The sequence below is a fragment of the Streptomyces sp. S4.7 genome, assembly GCF_010384365.1.
In the GTDB taxonomy this organism is placed as follows: Bacteria; Actinomycetota; Actinomycetes; order Streptomycetales; family Streptomycetaceae; genus Streptomyces.
Genome location: NZ_CP048397.1, coordinates 4,480,121 through 4,499,488, shown reverse-complemented (window position 1 = coordinate 4,499,488; position 19,368 = coordinate 4,480,121). Strand labels below are relative to the sequence as shown.

At 70.5% G+C, this 19,368-nt stretch carries 17 protein-coding genes and 2 pseudogenes; 4 read left to right on the top strand and 15 right to left on the bottom strand.

The window, feature by feature from the left end:
- Nucleotides 1–329 precede the first annotated feature (329 nt).
- The 4 genes from SSPS47_RS20115 to SSPS47_RS20100 form a co-directional block, all read right to left on the bottom strand.
- Nucleotides 330–995 carry a hypothetical protein gene (locus SSPS47_RS20115; protein ID WP_239064989.1) on the bottom strand — a complete coding sequence of 222 codons (666 nt, stop codon included), beginning with the start codon at nt 993–995 and terminating at the stop codon, nt 330–332.
- A gap of 4 nt (nt 996–999) precedes the next feature.
- Entirely contained in the window at nt 1,000–2,199 is a 1,200-nt protein-coding gene (gene mqnC, locus SSPS47_RS20110) for a cyclic dehypoxanthinyl futalosine synthase (protein WP_147874423.1), read from the bottom strand.
- A 115-nt stretch (nt 2,200–2,314) separates the two neighbouring features.
- Nucleotides 2,315–4,093 (bottom strand): serine/threonine-protein kinase, encoded by a 1,779-nt coding sequence (locus tag SSPS47_RS20105; protein WP_164252264.1) that lies wholly within the window; start codon nt 4,091–4,093, stop codon nt 2,315–2,317.
- Between the two features lie 35 nt (nt 4,094–4,128).
- The gene (locus tag SSPS47_RS20100; RefSeq protein WP_147874537.1) at nt 4,129–4,995 is read right to left on the bottom strand and encodes a menaquinone biosynthesis protein; all 867 of its coding nucleotides are present in this window, start codon (nt 4,993–4,995) and stop codon (nt 4,129–4,131) included.
- Nucleotides 4,996–5,353: 358 nt separating this feature from the next.
- Between SSPS47_RS20100 and SSPS47_RS20095 the strand changes: the two genes are divergently transcribed.
- Nucleotides 5,354–5,557 (top strand): cold-shock protein, encoded by a 204-nt coding sequence (locus tag SSPS47_RS20095; RefSeq protein WP_017948713.1) that lies wholly within the window; start codon nt 5,354–5,356, stop codon nt 5,555–5,557.
- Nucleotides 5,558–5,687: 130 nt separating this feature from the next.
- On the opposite strand, the gene SSPS47_RS20090 is transcribed toward SSPS47_RS20095, so the two are convergent.
- A complete protein-coding gene (locus SSPS47_RS20090) occupies nt 5,688–7,526 on the bottom strand; it encodes a long-chain fatty acid--CoA ligase (RefSeq protein WP_239065300.1) in 1,839 nt (612 codons plus the stop codon).
- A 294-nt stretch (nt 7,527–7,820) separates the two neighbouring features.
- On the opposite strand from SSPS47_RS20090, the gene SSPS47_RS20085 reads away from it, so the two are divergent.
- Nucleotides 7,821–8,933 carry an ABC transporter substrate-binding protein gene (locus SSPS47_RS20085; RefSeq protein ID WP_164252262.1) on the top strand — a complete coding sequence of 371 codons (1,113 nt, stop codon included), beginning with the start codon at nt 7,821–7,823 and terminating at the stop codon, nt 8,931–8,933.
- A gap of 36 nt (nt 8,934–8,969) precedes the next feature.
- Here the strand turns inward: SSPS47_RS20085 and SSPS47_RS20080 are convergent, their stop codons facing one another.
- From SSPS47_RS20080 to SSPS47_RS20050, 7 genes and pseudogenes are all read right to left on the bottom strand, one after another.
- On the bottom strand, nt 8,970–9,593 hold the full coding sequence (locus SSPS47_RS20080) for a TetR/AcrR family transcriptional regulator (RefSeq protein ID WP_164252261.1): 624 nt from the start codon (nt 9,591–9,593) through the stop codon (nt 8,970–8,972).
- Nucleotides 9,594–9,752: 159 nt separating this feature from the next.
- Nucleotides 9,753–11,160, bottom strand: a pseudogene (locus SSPS47_RS20075) (dicarboxylate/amino acid:cation symporter).
- Nucleotides 11,161–11,609: 449 nt separating this feature from the next.
- On the bottom strand, nt 11,610–11,906 hold the full coding sequence (locus tag SSPS47_RS20070; protein ID WP_239064988.1) for a DUF4229 domain-containing protein: 297 nt from the start codon (nt 11,904–11,906) through the stop codon (nt 11,610–11,612).
- Nucleotides 11,907–11,992: 86 nt separating this feature from the next.
- The gene (locus tag SSPS47_RS20065) at nt 11,993–12,517 is read right to left on the bottom strand and encodes a GNAT family N-acetyltransferase (RefSeq protein WP_164252259.1); all 525 of its coding nucleotides are present in this window, start codon (nt 12,515–12,517) and stop codon (nt 11,993–11,995) included.
- A 105-nt stretch (nt 12,518–12,622) separates the two neighbouring features.
- Nucleotides 12,623–13,786: an aminofutalosine synthase MqnE gene (mqnE, locus tag SSPS47_RS20060; RefSeq protein ID WP_147874539.1), complete on the bottom strand. Its 1,164-nt coding sequence runs from the start codon at nt 13,784–13,786 to the stop codon at nt 12,623–12,625.
- Between the two features lie 85 nt (nt 13,787–13,871).
- Nucleotides 13,872–14,327 carry an Lrp/AsnC family transcriptional regulator gene (locus SSPS47_RS20055; RefSeq protein WP_078075642.1) on the bottom strand — a complete coding sequence of 152 codons (456 nt, stop codon included), beginning with the start codon at nt 14,325–14,327 and terminating at the stop codon, nt 13,872–13,874.
- A gap of 86 nt (nt 14,328–14,413) precedes the next feature.
- A complete protein-coding gene (locus tag SSPS47_RS20050) occupies nt 14,414–15,115 on the bottom strand; it encodes a UbiX family flavin prenyltransferase (RefSeq protein ID WP_164254755.1) in 702 nt (233 codons plus the stop codon).
- A 162-nt stretch (nt 15,116–15,277) separates the two neighbouring features.
- Here SSPS47_RS20050 and SSPS47_RS20045 point away from each other — a divergent pair, with 162 nt between their 5' ends.
- Nucleotides 15,278–15,877 carry a rhomboid family intramembrane serine protease gene (locus SSPS47_RS20045; RefSeq protein ID WP_164252258.1) on the top strand — a complete coding sequence of 200 codons (600 nt, stop codon included), beginning with the start codon at nt 15,278–15,280 and terminating at the stop codon, nt 15,875–15,877.
- Nucleotides 15,878–16,078: 201 nt separating this feature from the next.
- Here the strand turns inward: SSPS47_RS20045 and mqnP are convergent, their stop codons facing one another.
- From mqnP to SSPS47_RS20030, 3 genes and pseudogenes are all read right to left on the bottom strand, one after another.
- The gene (mqnP, locus tag SSPS47_RS20040; protein WP_164252257.1) at nt 16,079–17,026 is read right to left on the bottom strand and encodes a menaquinone biosynthesis prenyltransferase MqnP; all 948 of its coding nucleotides are present in this window, start codon (nt 17,024–17,026) and stop codon (nt 16,079–16,081) included.
- Entirely contained in the window at nt 17,023–18,480 is a 1,458-nt protein-coding gene (locus SSPS47_RS20035; protein ID WP_164252256.1) for a menaquinone biosynthesis decarboxylase, read from the bottom strand. Before SSPS47_RS20035 ends, mqnP begins: the two co-directional genes overlap by 4 nt.
- Nucleotides 18,481–18,511: 31 nt before the next feature.
- Nucleotides 18,512–18,688, bottom strand: a pseudogene (locus tag SSPS47_RS20030) (GntR family transcriptional regulator); the annotation flags it as partial.
- Nucleotides 18,689–18,863: 175 nt separating this feature from the next.
- Between SSPS47_RS20030 and SSPS47_RS20025 the strand changes: the two are divergent.
- The gene (locus tag SSPS47_RS20025; RefSeq protein ID WP_164252255.1) at nt 18,864–19,304 is read left to right on the top strand and encodes a PLD nuclease N-terminal domain-containing protein; all 441 of its coding nucleotides are present in this window, start codon (nt 18,864–18,866) and stop codon (nt 19,302–19,304) included.
- Nucleotides 19,305–19,368: the final 64 nt, after the last annotated feature.

The following is a 19,368-nucleotide window of genomic DNA, read 5'->3' as shown; positions in this document are numbered from 1 at the left end:
CGGTCCACGTCCCATTCTCGCAGGCGGGCCCGGGCACCGCGCGCCTGCCCAGGGCGGGTCGGCGCGGGGGCGCCGGGGGCCGAAGGCCGGTCGGCACACGTGGCCGGGTCCGCCGACGGGGGCAAGTGGGCCACGCAGGTCCGCGCGTGACCGGCGCGGCCGGTCCGCCGGCGCGGGCACATCGACGCGTGGGCACACGCGGCCGGTCCGTCGACGCAATGGCACGCGTGACCGGCGCGGGGGCCACGCGCGTCAACGCGCGAGCGCACGGAGGTCGGTGCGTAGGCACGCGCTGACGGCCCGTCGACGCGGGCGCCGGGCGTGGGGGATCACGCGCGGCGGTGGACCAGGCGGCCGTCGAGGACCGTGGCCACGCAGCCGGCCGCGCCCGCCCGCGTCAGCGCGGTGTACGGGTCGCCGCCCGGCGGGACTTCGACGGCGAAGACGGCGAAGTCGGCCTGGCGGCCCTCGAAGCCCAGCGGCGGCAGCACGAAGGCCTCCTCGGCCGGGCGGCCGGCGAGGGGGTCCAGGTCGGCCGGGCCCGGCGGATCGGTGAGACGCTTCTCTACGCCGAGCCCCGAGCGCGCGACGGCGTCCGCCACCGTGTCCCGCCGCAGCGTCCCGGCGATCGCGACCGTCCCGTGCGCCAGCATCCGCCGCACCCCGCGCCGCGCGCTCGCGCCCCAGCGGGCGTCCGTCATCTCCAGCGCGGCGAGCGCCTCGCCCGTGAGGGGTTCGGTCCCCAGTTCGCCGGCCTCGCGCGGGTCGGGGTGGTAGGCGCGCTCCAGCAGTTCGGGGCCGTACGGATTGCACAGCCCCGGCGTGAGCACCCCCGGCCACCGTCTGACCCGTGCGGCGGGACGCGCGGCGGCCAGCTCCTCCCAACCGCCGACGGCCCCGATCGAGTCCCCCGCCACCAGCACCGCGCCGTCCGGCACGGGGGCGCGCCCCGCACCGGGCAGCAGCAGGTCCGCCCGGTGAATCGTCAGTGCCACCGGATCAGTTGGCGTCGAGCAGCTTGAGCTCCGGGTGCGCCGTGCCGCCCGCGATCGCCGTGGAGGAGATGTGCGAGACGACGCGCTCATCGACCGGGTCGAGCGCCGGGTCGTCGTGCACGACGAGGTGCTCGTACGTCGTGGCGCGCTGCGCCGGGACCCGGCCCGACTTGCGGATCAGGTCGATGATCTCCAGCCGGTTGGAGCGGTGCTTCGCCCCCGCCGAGGAGACCACGTTCTCCTCCAGCATGATCGAGCCGAGGTCGTCCGCGCCGTAGTGCAGGGACAGTTGGCCGACCTCCTTGCCCGTGGTCAGCCAGGAGCCCTGGATATGGGCGACGTTGTCGAGGAAGATCCGGGCGATGGCGATCATCCGCAGGTACTCGAAGAGCGTCGCCTGCGTCCGCCCCTTCAGCTTGTTGTTCTCGGGCTGGTAGGTGTAGGGGATGAACGCCCGGAAGCCGCCCGTCCGGTCCTGTACGTCGCGGATCATCCGCAGGTGCTCGATGCGCTCGGCGTTCGTCTCCCCGGTGCCCATGAGCATCGTGGACGTCGACTCGACACCGAGACCGTGCGCGGTCTCCATGATCTCCAGCCACCGCTCGCCGGACTCCTTCAGCGGCGCGATCGCCTTGCGCGGCCGGGCCGGCAGCAGTTCGGCGCCCGCGCCCGCGAACGAGTCGAGGCCCGCCGCGTGGATCCGGCGGATCGCGTCCTCCACCGAGACGTCCGAGAGCCGGGCCATGTGCTCGATCTCGGAGGCGCCCAGGGAGTGGATGACGAGCTGCGGGAACGCGGCCTTGATGGCGGCGAAGTGCTTCTCGTAGTACTCCACCCCGTAGTCGGGGTGGTGACCGCCCTGGAACATGATCTGGGTGCCGCCGAGTTCGACGGTCTCCGCGCAGCGGCGCAGGATGTCGTCGAGGTCTCGGGTCCAGCCCTTGTCGGTGTCCTTGGGGGCCGCGTAGAAGGCGCAGAACTTGCACGCCGTCACGCAGACGTTCGTGTAGTTGATGTTCCGCTCGATGATGTACGTGGCGATGTGCTCCGTGCCGGCGTAACGGCGGCGGCGCGCACGGTCGGCGGCGGCGCCGAGCGCGTGGAGTGGGGCCGAACGGTAGAGGTCGAGCGCCTCTTCGGGGGTGATCCGGCCACCCTCGGCAGCGCGGTCGAGGACAGACTGCTGGTCGGCCTTCTCGGTCACCGGGGCGTCACCTTTCGGCGGTGTATCAGTGGATCTACGGTCCGATCCAGCGTACGCCAGGGGTACGGGCGGACCGGTTGCCGGGCTCGCGGGCCCCGGGGCAGCGCCTGGGTGGCTACTGCTTCCTCAGCGTCCCGGTCGGGTTGCCCGCCTCCTCCTCCCGCGAGGCGAACCGCAGATCGCCGTCCCCGGTGAGTGTGAACGTCAGCTCCGCGGCCTGCGTGGTCGTGCACATCCCCGCGCTGCCGGGCCGGTCGGGATCCGTGGACTCCTCGACCTTGATCTCCTTCGCGGTGGCGGACACCAGCGTGCCCACCCCGTGGCACTTCGCCTCCACGCCGAGGAGCGAGAGGAAGCTCGTCGAGCGGAGCACCTTCTCGCCCTTCTCGCCCGCGGTGATCTCGACCGTGTAGTCGCCGTGCGGCAGCCCCTTCTCCTCGGTCGTCGGCCCCTTCCAGGTGCCGACGAACTCCTTCGGTACGGCGGTGAGCGGCCCGGTGGCGGCGTCGCGCGTCGCCGACGCGCTCGGGCCGGTGGCCGCAGGGCCCTGATCGGCGGAGTCGGACGTCTTGTTGTCCGAGAACTGGTCGATGAGCAGCGTCCCGCCCAGCGTGACCGCGGCCAGCGCTCCCGCCACCGCGAGGGCGACCGTGCAGCTCACCCCTCGGCGGCCGGGCCCGGCCCGGCCGGCGGTGACCGACAGGGACATCCGGGGGTCCCGGGTGTCCCGGGCGTCCTCGGGGCGGCCGTCGGCCGCACGGGGTCCTGCCGGGCCGCCCGGGTGCGCGAGCGCGTCCGGGTACGTCGGCGCCCCGAACTCCCCCGGCGGGGGCGCCGATCCGGCGGCGACCGGTACCGGGTTCGCGGCGGTGGGCGGATGTCCGGCGGCGGACGTATGCCCGGCGGTCGGCACATGTCCTGCCGACTGCGGGGGCGTGTCGGGCGGCGGGGGTGTGGGCCAGTGCACCGCCGGTCCGGAAGCGCTCGGTGCGGGCCGCGCGGTCTCCAGGTCCAGCAGTTGGACGGCCGTCCGGCTGACCTCCCGTACGAGCGGGTCCGGCAGCCAGCCCGCGTCCACCAGCGGGGCCGCCCCGCCGGGTGCGAGCAGCGCGGCGACCTCGGCGGGCGCGGGGCGCGCGGCGGGGTCCTTGGCCAGGCAGTGAGCGACCAGCTCCCTCAACTCACCTTCCAGCGAGTCGAGTTCGGGCTCCTCGTGGACCACCTTGTAGAGGAGCGCGGCGGAGGAGTCGCCGGGGAAGGGGCTCGCACCGGCCGTGGCGTACGCGAGCACCGCCCCCAGCGAGAACACGTCGGCCGCGCCCGTGACGCCCTTGCCGAGGATCTGCTCGGGCGACATGTAGCCGGGTGAGCCGACGGAGACGCCGGTGGAGGTGAGCGAGGCGGTGCCGTCCGTGGCGCGCGCTATGCCGAAGTCGATGAGCCGGGGGCCGTCGAGGGCCAGCAGGACGTTCGACGGTTTGACGTCACGGTGGACCAGACCCAGCTCGTGGACCGCGCCCAGCGCCTCGGCGAGCCCGGCTCCCAGCGCCCGTACCGTCCGCTCGGGCAGCGGGCCGTAGGTGGCGACCGCCTGCGTCAGCGACGGGCCCGCCACATAGCCGGTGGCCACCCACGGTGTCTGCGCCTCCGGGTCGGCGTCGAGCACCGGCGCCGTCCACGCCCCGCCGACCCGGCGGGCCGCCGCCACCTCACGGCGGAACCGGGCCCGGAACTCCTCACTCAGCGCGAGATGCGGATGGATGACCTTCACGGCGACCGTACGGCCGCCCTCGGACCTGGCCAGATAGACGCGGCCCATGCCGCCGGCACCGAGTCTGCCGAGCAGCCGGTACGCGCCGATGGTGCGGGGCCCGTCCGCGTCGAGCGGCTGCATCCCGTCCCCTCCCCGTTCTGTGTCCCCCCACCTTCTCAGGAGGGGAGCAACTCGACCCGGGGGTCGGCGGGATAGCCGGTCGTGGGTCCGGTACGGCGGGCGAACTCCCGTACCCCCGCGAGCTGGTCGGGACCGAAGCGGAAGTCGAGCGTGGTGAAGTAGCGCTCCAGCAGCTCCGCGTCGAAGGTCTCCCAGCGCGCCGCCTGCTCGGCGACCTTGGTGACCTCCTCCAGCGACACGTCGCGCGAAGCGAGGAACGCCCGGTGCACATCGCGCACGGTCTCCGGCTCACGCGCCAGGTAGTCCTTGCGTGCCGCCCACACCGCGAAGACGAACGGCAGCCCCGTCCAGTCCTTCCACATCTGCCCGAGGTCGTGGACCTGGAGCCCGAGACGGGGCGCGTCGTGCAGCGAGGCGCGCAGGGCCGCGTCGCCGATCAGTACGGCCGCGTCCGCCTCCTGCATCATCAGACCGAGGTCGGGCGGGCACGTGTAGTAGTCGGGCGTGACCTCGTACTTCTCGGCGAGCAGGAGCTGCGCGAGCCGTACGGCGGTCCGCGAGGTCGAGCCGAGGGCGACCCGTGCCCCGTCGAGTTCTTCGAGCGGCACCTGCGAAACGATCAGGCAGGACATCACGGGGCCGTCGCAGCCGACGGCGAGATCGGGGAATGCGACGAGGTCCTCGGCATTGCGGAGGAATTCGACCACGGTGACGGGACCGATATCGAGATCTCCGCGCACGAGCCGCTCGCTGAGCTTCTCCGGGGTGTCCTTCGTCAGCTCAAGATCGAAGAGGGCTCCTGTTCTGCCGAGGCCCCAGTAAAGGGGCAGGCAGTTCAGGAACTGGATGTGCCCGACGCGCGGCCGGACGCGGCGGTGATCGCTCGGGCCCTGGTCGAGGATTGCTGTGCTTTCAGAGGAGCTGTCCACACCGCGAGGCTAGACCTGCGGGGCGCGTGGGGGCGCACGGGGGCGGCGGGGAGAGTACTCGGGCGAGTCTCCGTCGCACGTCAGGGACCACATCGGGGGGCTCATCGCGTCAGCCCGTCGGGACCCTCGTCAAACGTCCGGGTGAGGTGATCTTTGGGTGATCTTTCCCCCTACCGCTGGCCCTGAGCCGCGTGCTAGGCTCGCCGCAAGTTGCAGTTTGGTTTCCCTTGCAGTACAGAGCCTGCGGAGAATGTGACCCGCAGGCTTTTGTAGTTTTCAGACTTGTTTGCAGGTTCTGGAGCAGGGCAACCCTTTGGCCCAAGGAGGGCTTATGGCTACCGGAACCGTCAAGTGGTTCAACGCTGAAAAGGGCTTCGGCTTCATCGCCCAGGACGGCGGCGGCCCGGATGTCTTCGTCCACTACTCCGCGATCAACGCGACCGGCTTCCGCTCCCTCGAGGAGAACCAGGTCGTGAACTTCGACGTCACCCAGGGCCCCAAGGGCCCGCAGGCGGAGAACGTAACCCCGGCCTAGTTGCCCTGGGTCAGTAGATCGCGCACGGAAAAACAAGCAGTACCAAGGAGCCCTGTCCCCGCATGTCCAGTGCGGGGAGCAGGGCTCCTGCCTTGTCCGGGAGTCACGCGTCCACAGCCGCCCCGCCCAACTACCCGTACAGCTCCTCGATCTGCGCCGCGAAGTCCGCCACCACCGCCGGCCGCTTCACCTTCAGCGACGGCGTCAGATGCCCGCTCTCCTCGGTGAAGGACTCCGTCAGCACCCGGAAGCGGCGGATCGACTCCGCCCTGGACACCAGCCGGTTGGCCTCGTCGACCGCACGTTGCAGCGCGGCGAGCAGATCCTCGTCCGCGACCAGCTCCTCCCCCGTCAGATGCTGCTTCTTCCTCATCTGGCACCAGTGGGCGAGCCCGTCCGCCTCAAGGGTGATCAGCGCCGTGACATAGGGGCGGTTGTCACCGAGCACCAGACACTGGCCGATCAGCGGGTGGGCGCGCAGCCAGTCCTCCAGCGGGGCCGGGGCCACGTTCTTGCCGGCCGACGTGATGATGATGTCCTTCTTGCGGCCGGTGATCGTGAGATAGCCGTCAACGTCCAGCGCGCCCAGGTCCCCCGTCGCGAACCAGCCCTCGTCCAGGGCCGGTACGGGCTCGCCGCGTTCCATGTCCCAGTACCCGGCGAAGAGTTGACCGCCGCTCAGCAGCACCTCGCCGTCGTCGGCTATCCGTACGGAGGTGCCGGGCAGCGGCCAGCCGACCGTGCCCAGGCGCGGCTTGAGCGGCGGCGTCACCGTGGCGGCGGCCGTGGTCTCCGTCAGGCCGTACCCCTCGAAGACCGTGATCCCCGCACCCGCGTAGAACGCGGCGAGCGGTCGCCCCAGCGGCGAGCCGCCGCAGATGGCCTGCACGACCTTGCCGCCGAGGGCGGCCCGTATCCGCCGGTAGACCAGCGGGTCGTACAGCGCGCGGGCGGCTCTCAGGGGCAGCGAGGGCCCGGGACCCGTACCGGCGGACGCGGCCTCGACGGCCGTCCCGTACGCGCGGGCGATCCTCGCGGCCCGGTCGAACGACGAGGCGCGGCCCATCGTCTCGGCCGTCGCGCGACCGGTGTTGAAGACCTTCTCCAGGACGTACGGCACGGCCAGCAGGAACGTCGGCCGGAAGCCCGCCAGATCGGCGATGAGATCGCCGGTGCGCAGCGACGGCGCGTGTCCGAGCCGCACACGCGCGCGCAGACACCCCACCGCGACCATGCGTCCGAAGACATGGGAGAGCGGCAGGAAGAGCAGCGTGGAGGCGGGCTCCTCGCTCACCGACTTGAAGACGGGGTGGAGCAGTTCGATGCAGTTGTCCACCTCCGCGAAGAAGTTGGCGTGTGTCAGGACACAGCCCTTGGGGCTTCCCGTGGTGCCGGAGGTGTAGACGAGGGTCGCGAGGGACCCGGGCGAGAGGGCGGCCCGCCGCGCGTCCAGCTCCGCGTCGGGGACGTCGGCGCCCGCCGCGCGCAGTGACCCGACGGCCCCGGTGTCGAAGGTCCAGAGGTGGGCCAGGTCCGGCAGCTGCCTGCGCTCGCGGCTGATCAGCCGCGCCTGCTCGGCGCTCTCCACCGCGCAGGCGACCGCGCCGGAGTCCTGGAGGATCCAGCGGGTCTGGAAGGCGGAGGAGGTGGGGTAGACCGGGACGGTGACCAGACCGGCGGCCCAGGCCGCGAAGTCGATCAGCGTCCACTCGTAGGTCGTACGGGCCATGATCGCGAGCCGGTCGCCGGGCCGCAGCCCCACGGCGATCAGCCCCTTCGCGACGGCACGGACCTCGTCGGCGAAGGCGGAGGAGGTGACGTCCCGCCAGCGGCCGTCCGCCTGCTTCCGGCTCAGGACGGCCTCGTCCGGAGCGTCGCGTGCGTTGTCGAAGGGGATGTCTGCGAGGGACCCGTCCGGGACGGCCGGTACGAGGGGCGGCAGCCAGACCTGCCGTACGACTCCGTCCACCCACAGCTTCTCGGGCTCGGCGTGCGCGGGGCCCGGCGACGTGGGCCGCGCCGGGAAGCCCACGCCATCGGCGGGCACGTCTGCGGACACGCGGTGTTCCCTCATCTCTGCGCGGAGCGGGAGACTCCGGTCCGGGCAGAGTAAATCCGGAGCGGGTCGCGAAATCAAGACAGCGATAATCGGTTGCCTGGTCGCGGAGGTGGGCGATGCAATGTCCGCGAGGGTCCATGGCCGACGAGGTGCGCCCCGCCGCGGCGAGCCGAACGCGCACCGCCACACGGGAGACGCCCACGCATGAACACGCCACCACCGTCGCCCGGAGCGGAGCGGACCGACGGTTCGTCCGTCAGGATCGGCGCTCTCGTCCCGCTCACCCGGCCGGGCTGGGTGGAGGCGGGCCAACACCTCCTCGCCGGGCTCGATTTGGCCGTTCGCGAGGTCAATGACGCCGGCGGGATCGACGGAAGACCACTTGAGCTGGTGGTCCGGGACACCGCGGCGGATCCGGAGAAGGCCGCGGCGGCCGTGGACGAGTTGGCGGGCCTGGGCGTGACCGCTCTGGCCGGCGAATACCACAGCGTCGTCGCTCGCGCCGCCGCCGCCGGGGCCGACGCCCACGGCCTGCCGTTCCTCTGCTCGTCGGCCGTTCTCGACGCGCTCACCGAACAGCCGACGCGCTGGGTGGCGCGCCTCGCACCGCCGCAGTCCCAGGGCTGGCAGATCTACGCGGACTTCCTCCTGGGCGCGGGCCACAGCCGAATCGCCGTGGCGACCCAGCCGAGTGCCTACTGGGCGTCCGGCACCCGCATCCTGCGGGAGTACCTCGCTCCGCGCGGCGGCGCCGTCGCCGAACTCGACATGAGCTCGCTCACCCCCGCAGCCCTGTGCGACGAACTCGCCGCCGGCGGCGCGACGGCCCTGCTCCTACTGGTCGGCCAGCCGGATCCGGCGGTGCCGATCGTCCGGTCCGTCCGCCGCGACCCGCGCCTCGCCGATGTTTTGATCGGTGCTCCCGCCGGACAGCCGGAGTTCGCCGGATGGGCGGCGTCGCTGGGCGGGGACGGCGCCGCGATCCCGTTCCTGCGCTATCTGCCCGAGCGCCTCACCCCACTCGGCGTACGCGTCGGTGCGGCCCTGCGCGAGCGGCTGGCCGCAGCACCCTCCTTCGTCGCCTTCGAGGGCTACGACACGGTCGCCGTACTCGCCGACGTGCTGCGCGCCCACGGCGCGGACCGGACCCGCGTCGCCGACGCCTGGCCGCGTGTCGCGGTCGAGGGCACCCGAGGGCAGATCCAGTTCTCCCGCACGCCGGGCATCAGCGTCTGGCAGTGGGCCTGGACGCCGGTCCAGGTCGTGGACCGGGATCCGGCGGAGCCCGGCCGCTTCCGGGTCCTGCACTCCGGCTGACTCCCCCTCACCGGCCCGGTGCCGGCCCAAGAGGCTTCACCTGGGCCAGCGTTCGCCGTCCATGAGTCTCCCCAGCCCGGTCCAGGCGAAGTTCATCAGCGTCGAGGCGGCCTCCTTGGCCGAGACGTCCGGTGTCTCGTTCGCCCATCCGGCCAGCGCCTCGGCGGCGCCGACGAGCGCCTGGGCGATCCCGACGACGTCCCGGTCGCCGAGGTCGGCCAGATCGGGCGGTGCGGGCGTCGCGCGGGCCGCGTCGCGGAGCAGGCCCGTCACGAAGGAGACCAACTCCTCCCGCATCCGGGTCACTTCGGCGGCGAAGGGCTCCCCGTGCGTACGGGCCTGCCGGTGCAGCACCGACCAGGCGTCCGGGTTCTCCGCGGTGTGCGCGAAGAACGCGGTGAGCCCCGACCACAGTTGCTCGTCGGGCGCGAGCCCGGGCTCCACGACACCGGCGCGCACGGCCGTGAGAAGCGCGTCGGCCTCACGGCGGATGCACGCGGTGAACAGCTCCTCCTTGGAGTTCAGATACAGATACACCAACGGTTTGGAGACACCGGCCAGTTCGGCGATCTCGTCCATCGAGGCGGAGCGGTAACCGCGCTGCCCGAACGTCACCACCGCGGCGTCCAACATCTCCCGCTCGCGCACCTCGCGCGGCATCCGCCTACTCTTCCCCGCGCCTGCCGAACCCACTTGCTCTTCCTCCCACCCCACGCCCCGAACCGGATCAAGACTACGTTCAGCGCCGCCACCCGGCCGACACGAAGGTACCCCCGGCCGGCGGCACCGCCAGGTGGTGAGGGGAAATCAGCTAACGCGTCACGCGGGGACCGGGACCGCGGTCTCGCGGCTGTCCACGTCCGACTCGTCGGGCTCGTCGATCGGGGACGCCGACGCCGAGTTGTACTTGTCGTGGTCCAGGATCTTCTCGCGGGACGCGACGATGACCGGCACGAGCGCTTGTCCCGCGACGTTCGTCGCCGTACGCATCATGTCCAGGATCGGGTCGATGGCGATCAGCAGGCCCACGCCCTCCAGGGGCAGACCCAGCGTGGAGAGGGTGAGGGTCAGCATGACCGTCGCGCCCGTGAGGCCGGCCGTGGCCGCCGAGCCGACCACCGACACGAAGGCGATCAGCAGGTAGTCCTGGATGCCGAGCTGGACGTTGAAGATCTCCGCGATGAAGATCGCCGCCAGCGCCGGGTAGATCGCTGCGCAGCCGTCCATCTTGGTGGTGGCGCCGAACGGGACGGCGAAGCTCGTGTACTCCTTCGGCACGCCGAGCCGCGCGGTCACCCGCACGGTGACGGGCAGAGGAGCGGGAGACGAAAGCGAGCTGGATCGCGGGCCAGGCGCCCTTGAAGAACTGGAGCGGGCTCACCTTGGCGACCGTGGCGAGCAGCAGCGGGTAGACGCCGAAGAGCACCAGGGCGCAGCCGATGTAGACGTCGGCGGTGAAGGTCGCGTAGTCACCGATGAGGTCCCAGCCGTAGTCCGCGATGGCGTAGCCGATGAGGCCGACGGTGCCGAGCGGGGCGAGGCGGATGACCCACCACAGCGCCTTCTGGAGCAGTTCGAGCACCGACTCGCTGAGCGCGAGGATCGGGGCGGCACGGTCGCCGAGCTTGAGGGCGGCGATACCGGCGACGGCGGCCAGAAAGACGATCTGGAGGACGTTGAGCTCGGTGAACGGGGAGATCACGTCCGTCGGCACGATGCCGGTGAGGAAGTCGATCCAGGAGCCCGAACCCTCCGGCTTGGCGCCGTCCTTCGGGGTGAGGCCGGTGCCGGAGCCCGGGTTGGTGATCAGGCCGATCGCGATGCCGATGGCGACGGCGATCAGCGATCAGCGATCAGCGATCAGCGATCAGCGATCAGCGATCAGCGATGTGATCATGAACCAGAGCAGTGTGCGCGAGGCCAGCCTGGCGGCGTTGTTGACCTTGCGGAGGTTGGTGATCGACACCAGGATCGCGAAGAAGACCAGCGGGGCGACGGCCAGCTTCAGGAGCTGGACGAAGATGCTGCCTATCTTGTCCAGCGTGGTGTAGAGCCACGAGATGTCCTGGCTGCGGGCGAGCCAGCCGAGCAGGACGCCGAGGACGAGACCGGCGACGATCTGGGCCCAGAACGGGACCTTGGGCAGACAGAGACCTGGGCCTGAACCGGCCGGCTTGTCGGCCTTGCCGGCCTTGCCGGTGGTGGCGGGCTCGGAATTCGCGGACACGGACACACTCCAGTTGGGCATACGGCGGTACGGGGACGAGGGGGTGGAACTGGGGGGTGCGGCGCCCGTGCGTCAGAAGTGGCGCCGCCGCATGAAGCGGGCCCGGATCAGAGCGAGCCGCTACACACCGCGGACATGCAGCGGCAGAGGTCGACATGCAGGCGCGCCACGAGCGGCACGCTCGCGGCATGATGGCGCACTGATGTCTTCATGCCCAGTACATTAACACCGGGACTTATGGATACTCAAAGGTCTGCTTTGAGGTCCGGAGGTGCCAACTGCCCCCGGAAACACCGATGCCCCAGCCCGGAAGCGGCTGGGGCGTGCTGGTTCGGTGTGCGGGCGTGACGAAGCATACGCGCCGCTTATACGGGACAGACCGGCGTCACACGGGACGGACCAGGCGTCGTACGGGACGGGCCGCGCGCCGCACGGGATCGCCGGGCGCCCTACTGGACCGCGCCGTCCTCCTGCGCGCGGTTCGCCTCGAGCCTGGCCTTGGCGCTGTCGACCTTGCCGACGAGCTGCGCGGACATCTCGTCGCGCTGCTTGCGGAGCAGGATGAAGCTGAGCGGCGCGGAGACGACGAGCGCGAGCAGCAGCACCCAGACGAAGTTGGAGTCCCCGAGGCCCTTGGGCAGCACGCCGAACTGGACCAGGGCGGCGACAACCACGAAGCTTCCGACGAAGATGCCCAGACGCATCGCGGTGTAGCGGATCGTGGCGCTCGTTCTGGCGGCGGTCACGGCGGCCCTCTCTCCTCGTGCTCCTCGTGGCGACGTACGACGACCAGTGAAGCACGCCGCCCGGCGTCCCATATCGGGGGGTTGGCTCAGTGCAGCGTCAGCAGCATCGTGATGTCGTCGCGGTCGTCGCCGGGCGCAACCCGTATCGCGTCCGGCACGCGCCCGACCTCCTTGTAGCCGCACGACGCGTAGAAGGCGTCCGCGCCCGTACCGCCCCGGCAGGTGAGCCGTATCGCCTCGACGCCGTCGAGGCCGCGGGCGGCGTCGGCCGCCGCGTGCATCAGGCCGCGGCCGTACCCCTTGCCCTGGTGGCGCGGGTGGACCATCACCGTGTAGAGCCAGACCCAGTGCCGCATCAGCCGGTGGGTGTTGTACGTGAGAAAGGCCGTGGCCGCCACGGCGCCCGCACCGTCATGCCCGATGAGCAGTCGGGTCCGCCCCTCGGCCATCGACACGAAGTGCCTGACCAGCTCCGCCCGTACGTCGTCCGGATTCACCGGCGGCACGAAACCGACAGCGCCGCCCGCGTCGGAGACGTCCGTCCAGAGCGTCCGAATGCCGTCGCGCAGGGCCGCGTCAACGGGTGGATCCAGGGTGAATGTAAGCGGCATTCGCTCACTGTAGCCATTACTCATTCGGTGCTCAAGCCCGTTCCAGAACGCGAGAAGCCCCAGCTCAGAGAGCTGGGGCCGCTCAACGGGAAGGCGCCTGCGGCCTCAGAGCCGCATCGGCTGCGGCGACTCGCGGCGGTCCGCGTCGGGGCCCGGGTACTCCCGGATGATCTCGTAGCGCGTGTTGCGCTCGACGGGCCGGAACCCGGCGTCGCGGATCAGGTCGAGCAGATCGTCACGGCCGAGCTTGTTCGGCGTGCCGTAGTTGTCCGCGTCGTGCGTGATCTTGTACTCGACGACCGAGCCGTCCATGTCGTCGGCTCCGTGCTGGAGCGCGAGTTGGGCGGTCTGCACGCCGTGCATCACCCAGAAGACCTTGACGTGCGGGACGTTGTCGAACAGCAGCCGGGAGACGGCGAACGTCTTCAGCGCCTCGGCGCCGGTGGCCATCGTCGTACGCGCCTGGAGGCGGTTGCGGATCTTGCCGTCCTGCATGTCCACGAAGTCGTGCTGGTAGCGCAGCGGGATGAAGACCTGGAAACCGCCGGTCTCGTCCTGGAGTTCACGCAGCCGCAGTACGTGGTCGACCCGGTGCCTGGGCTCCTCGATGTGGCCGTACAGCATCGTGCACGGGGTCTTGAGACCCTTCTCGTGCGCGAGCCGGTGGATGCGCGACCAGTCCTCCCAGTGCGTGCGGTGGTCGACGATGTGCTGCCTGATCTCCCAGTCGAAGATCTCGGCGCCACCGCCCGTCAGCGATTCGAGACCCGCGTCGATCAGCTCGTCGAGGATCTCACTGGCCGTCAACCCGGAGATCGTCTCGAAGTGGTGAATCTCGGTGGCGGTGAACGCCTTCAGCGAGACCTCCGGCAGCGCCTCCTTGAGAGCCTTCAGCGAGCGCGGGTAGTAGCGCCAAGGAAGCGTCGGGTGGAGCCCGTTGACGATGTGCAGCTCGGTGAGGCTCTCGCCGCGCATCTCCGTGGCGAGGCGGACCGCCTCCTCGATGCGCATCGTGTACGCGTCCTTCTCGCCCGGCTTGCGCTGGAACGAGCAGTACGCGCACGACGCGGTGCACACGTTCGTCATGTTGAGGTGACGGTTGACGTTGAAGTGGACGACGTCACCGTTCTTGCGCGTCCGCACCTCGTGCGCGAGACCGCCGAGCCAGGCCAGATCGTCCGACTCGTAGAGGGCGATCCCGTCCTCACGGGTCAGCCGCTCACCCGCCCTGACTTTCTCCTCCAACTCGCGCTTGAGCCCCACATCCATGACAGATGCAGTCATGCGGCGCCTCCCACTGTGTGTGTCATATGTCCGCCGAACGCCCGGTTATCAGACCCCACCAACCGTACGCCTACACCTCGTCGGGAAGTTCGCCGACCCGGTTCTCCCACTTGGTCGAGAGCACGATGGTCGTACGCGTCCGCGAAACGCCCTTCGTACTGCCGAGGCGGCGGATCGTCTTCTCCAGACCGTCGACGTCCCCGGCGCGGACCTTGAGCATGTACGAGTCGTCGCCCGCGATGAACCAGCAGTCCTCGATCTCGCTCAGACCACGCAATCGGTGCGCGACGTCCTCGTGGTCGGCGGCGTCGGAGAGCGAGATGCCGATCAGCGCGGTGACACCGAGGCCCAGCGAGGCGGAGTCGACGGTGGCGCGGTAGCCGATGATGACGCCCGCGGCCTCCAGCCGGTTGATGCGGTCGGTGACGCTGGGTCCGGAGAGCCCGACGAGCCGGCCGAGTTCGGCGTACGAAGCTCTGCCGTTCTCCCTGAGGGCCTGGATGAGCTGCCTATCCACGGCGTCCATATGCCTGAAGCCTTCCATTGTTCAGCAATCTCGCAAGTTGATGTATGCAATCTAAGGCAGTGCGGCGATGTGAGGGACCACTCGGGCTAGCTCGCTCCGGAGTCCGGCCCCGGCTCGGGGCCCGTACGGGGGCCGCCCCGGACAGCGCCCAGTTCCCCTTCCCAGCGGCGGTAGAGCCGGTGCGGCACCCCGGCCGCGTCCAGCACCCGCCCGGCGACGAAGTCCACCAGGTCCTGGATGTGCGTCGCCCCCGCGTAGAAGCCCGGGGACGCGGGCAGCACCACGGCGCCCGCCTCGTCCAGGGTCACCAGGTGCTTCAGGGTCTGTCCGCCCAAGGGGGTCTCCCGGACGGCGACCACCAGCCGGCGGCGCTCCTTGAGCGTGACGCTCGCCGCGCGTTGCAGCAAATCCTTCGACAGCCCGAGCGCGACGCCCGCCACACAGGCCGTGGAGGCGGGAACGATCAGCATCCCCCTGACCGGATACGACCCCGAGGACGGCCCGGCCGCCAGATCACCGGCGGGCCAGTGCCGTACGTCCGACACGTCGGGGGTGAAGGTGTCCGGCTTCCCGTCGGCGCCCCGGGCCAGCCACGTCCGCAGATCGTCCCGCCAGTGCGCGTCCCGGAAGGAGATCCCCGTCTCGTCGAGCAGCGTGAGCCGGGAGGCGCGGCTGACGATCAGGTCGACGCTCTCGCCCGCGTCGAGCAGCCCGCGCAGCACGGCCGCCGCGTACGGGGTCCCCGACGCGCCGGAGACTCCGACGACCCACGGCCGCCGGGGCCGCACCGTGGGCCGCTCGCCGCTGCGCTCGTGCTCGCGGCCCTCGTGGTCCTCGTGGTCCGATCCGGGTTTCACGCGTCCGACCCTATCCGGCGCCAGGAAGCAGGAACCGGGGACGGTGCCTCGCGCGTTCCAGGGGTGGGAACGCGAGAACCGCTGGGGGGCGAGATGCCGGATTCATCCATCGACAGGACCGCGGTGCGCCGTATCAAGGCGGCGGCCGGTCTCATGCTGGGCTGGGTCGCGCTGCTCTGGGTCCTGGAGGCCGTGGACACCTCGACGGGCGCGCTGGGGACGTACGGACTGAGCCCGCGGGATCTGGGCGAGCTGCGCGACGTCATCCCGATGGCCTTCCTGCACCACGGCTTCGACCATCTGGCGTCGAACGCGGTGCCGCTGCTCGTGCTCGGCTTCCTCGCGGCGCTCAGCGGCATAGGCCGCTTCCTGCGCGTGGTCCTCACGATCATGGTCGTCGGCGGCCTGGGCGTCTGGCTCACGGCGGCGGACAACTCGGTGACGGCGGGCGCATCGGGCGTGGTCTTCGGGCTGCTCGGCTATCTGCTGGTCCGCGGTTTCGTGAACCGCAGCGCGGTGGACATCGTGGTGGGTCTGCTGGTCCTGGTGATGTACGGCTCCGCGCTGTGGGGCGTGCTGCCGACGAATCCCTCCGTGAGCTGGCAGGGCCATCTCTTCGGACTGGTCGGCGGCGTTCTGGCGGCGTTCATGTTCCGCCGTCCCAGGGCCTCTCTTTTGGATAGGGCCGGATAAGTGAGCGGGCTCTGGTGCGTGCGATCGCAAGGCGGAGGAGGGAGGCGTGACGGAGCCATGCCGACCGACGACAACGCGGCGAACGTGCGTGCGAGAGCCCGCGAGCCCGGCAAGATCCGAAAGAGAGGCCCTGAGCGCCCGGCGGGCGCGCTCATGTCCTGACCCGCCGGGCCGCCCGGGGTCCGGGCGCTTCCTGGCCCGTCAGGCCGTCAGGCCGCGTACGAGCAGATCGAGCAGCGCGCAGATGAAGAGCGCCATCCCGATGAAGCCGTTCACGGTGAAGAAGGCCCGGTTGAGCCGGGAGAGATCGTTCGGCTTCACGACCTGGTGCTCGTAGAGGAACGCGGCGGCGACGATCAGCAGGCCGATCCAGAAGAACAGACCCGCGTCGGTCGCCAGCGCGTACCAGACCAGCAGGGCGGTGGTCACGGCGTGTGAGACCCGTGCGCCGTACAGAGCGGCGGGGATGCCGAAGCGCGCCGGGACGGACTTCACGCCGTGCGCCCGGTCCGCCTCGACGTCCTGGGTGCCGAAGATCAGGTCGAAGCCGCCGATCCAGATGCCGACGGCGAGACCGAGGATCACCGCGTCCCAGGACCACTCGCCGGTGACGGCGATCCAGGCGCCGACCGGGCCCATCGCCTGGGCGAGGCCGAGGATGGCGTGCGGGAAGTTCGTGAAGCGCTTCCCGTACGGATAGACGACCATCGGGACCACGGCGACGGGAGCGAGCACCAGACAGAGCGGGTTCAGCAGCGCGGCGGCGCCGAGGAACACCACGAGCGCGACGAGCGCGCCCGTCCAGGCGGAGCGCACCGAGACCGCGCCGGTCACCAACTCCCGGTTCGCGGTACGGGGGTTACGGGCGTCGATCTCGCGGTCGATGATCCGGTTGCAGGCCATCGCGAAGGTCCGCAGGCCCACCATCGCGACCGTGACGAGCAGCAGCCGGCCCCAGTGGATGTTCTTGTCGAGCTGGAACATGGCCGTCAGCGAGGCGATGTAGGCGAACGGCAGCGCGAAGACCGAGTGCTCGATCATCACGAGCCGCAGGAACGCCCGCGTCCTGCTGGCGGACGGCGCGGGTCCGGGCCGGCCTTGTCGTCCCTGCCCGACGAGTCGGTCGGCTCCCTCTGCGGCACCGCTCACAGGCCGTACTCCCTCCAGCGCTTCGTCACCCGGTCCGCGGTCTCCGGGTCGGACTCGACCATCTCCGGCCAGCCGCCGTCCCGCGTGTACCCCTCCTCGGGGAGTTTGCGCGTGGCGTCGATACCGGCCTTGCCACCCCAGAACTGCTGGTACGAGGAGTGGTCGAGGTGGTCGACCGGGCCCTCCACGACCGTCAGGTCCCGCGAGTAGTCGGTGTTGCCCAGCGCCCGCCAGGACACCTCGTGCAGATTGTGGACGTCGCAGTCGGCGTCGACGACGACGATCAGTTTGGTGAGGGACATCATGTGCGCGCCCCAGATGGCGTGCATCACCTTCTGCGCGTGCTTCGGGTACTTCTTGTCGATCGCGACGATCGCGCAGTTGTGGAAGCCGCCCGACTCGGGCAGGTGGTAGTCCACGATGTCGGGCACGATGATCTTGAGCAGCGGCAGGAAGAACCGTTCCGTCGCACGCCCGAGCGGCCCGTCCTCCGTCGGCGGCCGGCCGACCACGATCGACTGGAGCAGGGGACGCTCGCGCATCGTCACGCAGTCGATGGTCAGCGCGGGGAACGGCTCCTGCGGTGTGTAGAAGCCGGTGTGGTCGCCGAACGGCCCCTCCGGCAGCATCTCACCCGGCTCCAGCCAGCCCTCGATGACGACCTCGGCGTTGGCGGGCACCTGGAGCGGCACCGTACGGCAGTCGACCATCTCGATCCGCTTGCCCTGGACGAAGCCCGCGAAGAGGTACTCGTCGATGTCACCGGGCAGCGGGGCGGTGGAGGCGTACGTCACGGCGGGCGGGCAGCCGAAGGCGATCGCGACCGGCAGCCGTTCACCGCGCCTGGCGGCGACCTGGTAGTGGTTGGCGCTGTCCTTGTGGATCTGCCAGTGCATCCCGATGGTGCGCTTGTCGTGGCGCTGGAGCCGGTAGAGCCCGAGGTTACGGACGCCGGTCTCCGGGTGCTTGGTGTGCGTCAGACCGAGGTTGAAGAAGGAACCGCCGTCCTCGGGCCAGGTGAAGAGCGCGGGCAGCCGGTCCAGATCGACGTCGTCGCCGGTGAGGACGACCTCCTGCACGGGTGCGCTGCCGGGCTTCACCTTCTTCGGCGGCACGTGCGTCATCGTGCCGAGCTTCCCGAACGCCTCGCGCACACCCACGAAACCCTGCGGCAGTTCGGGCTTGAGCAGCCCGCCGATCTTCTCGCCGATGTCCGTGTACGCCTTGAGCCCCAGCGCCTTGAGCAGCCGGCGGTCCGTCCCGTACACGTTCATCGCCAGGGGCAGGTCGGAGCCCTTGACGTTCTCGAAGAGAAGCGCGGGACCGCCGGCCTTGTTCACCCGGTCGACGATCTCACCGACTTCCAGATACGGATCGACCTCGGCCTTGATGCGCTTGAGGTCACCGTCGCGCTCCAGCGCCCGGAGCAGAGAGCGAAGATCGTCGTAAGCCATGCGATCCAGTGTGGCATCCTCCCCCAGCGGGTTCCGCCAGGGGCTTCCCGCGCAGGACGTCCATCGCTTTGATGACCGTTGCACGCGACACGGACCACTGCTCGCACAGATCACGTCCTGAGGGCAGGAGATCGCCAGGAGCGAACTCTCCGTCCGCGATCCTGACGCGTAGAGACTCGGCGATCTGCTCGTATTTGAGACGCGGCACAGTGGCTCCCGGTGACTGAACTGGTGAACCGGTCAAATTTACCCACAGGCAGGCAAGAACTCCCTCGCTCGCGGACTGGTCGGGGAGAGACACCGGCCCAATCTGCACTCGCTACCCTGGACCTGTAACCGGGGCCACCGCTCCGTACTCGATCTCCATTCCCAGGGGGACCGCCATGCTTCGGGTGCTGATGATTCTGGTGCCGCTGGCTCTCAGCATCTACGCGTTCATCGACTGCATCACCACCGACGAGAAGGACGTCCGCCACATTCCCAAGCCCATCTGGGCCATCCTGGTGCTGCTCTTCCCGCTGGTCGGCTCGATCGCCTGGCTGATCGTGGGCAGGAAGCCCACGGCCGGTGCGGGCTCGGCGGGCCGCCGAGGCGGGTGGGTGGCGCCCGACGACAACCCCGACTTCCTCAAGTCCCTTGAGAAGAACGGCAAAGGCGGCAAGGGCGACACCGGGGAAGCCGCGAAGGACGGGACGAAGCCGGCCGAGGACGCTGACGCGGCGGCCGAGTTGGAGCGGCGCGAGGCCGATCTGCGGCGCCGTGAGGCCGAGATCGAGCGCCGCGAGAAGGGCGGCAGCGCCGACGACGTCCCGCCCGCGAGCTGAGACCGCGGACTGAGACCGCGGGCCACCACGCCGCGCCCCGTCGCTCACGACAGCGGCGCGCCCC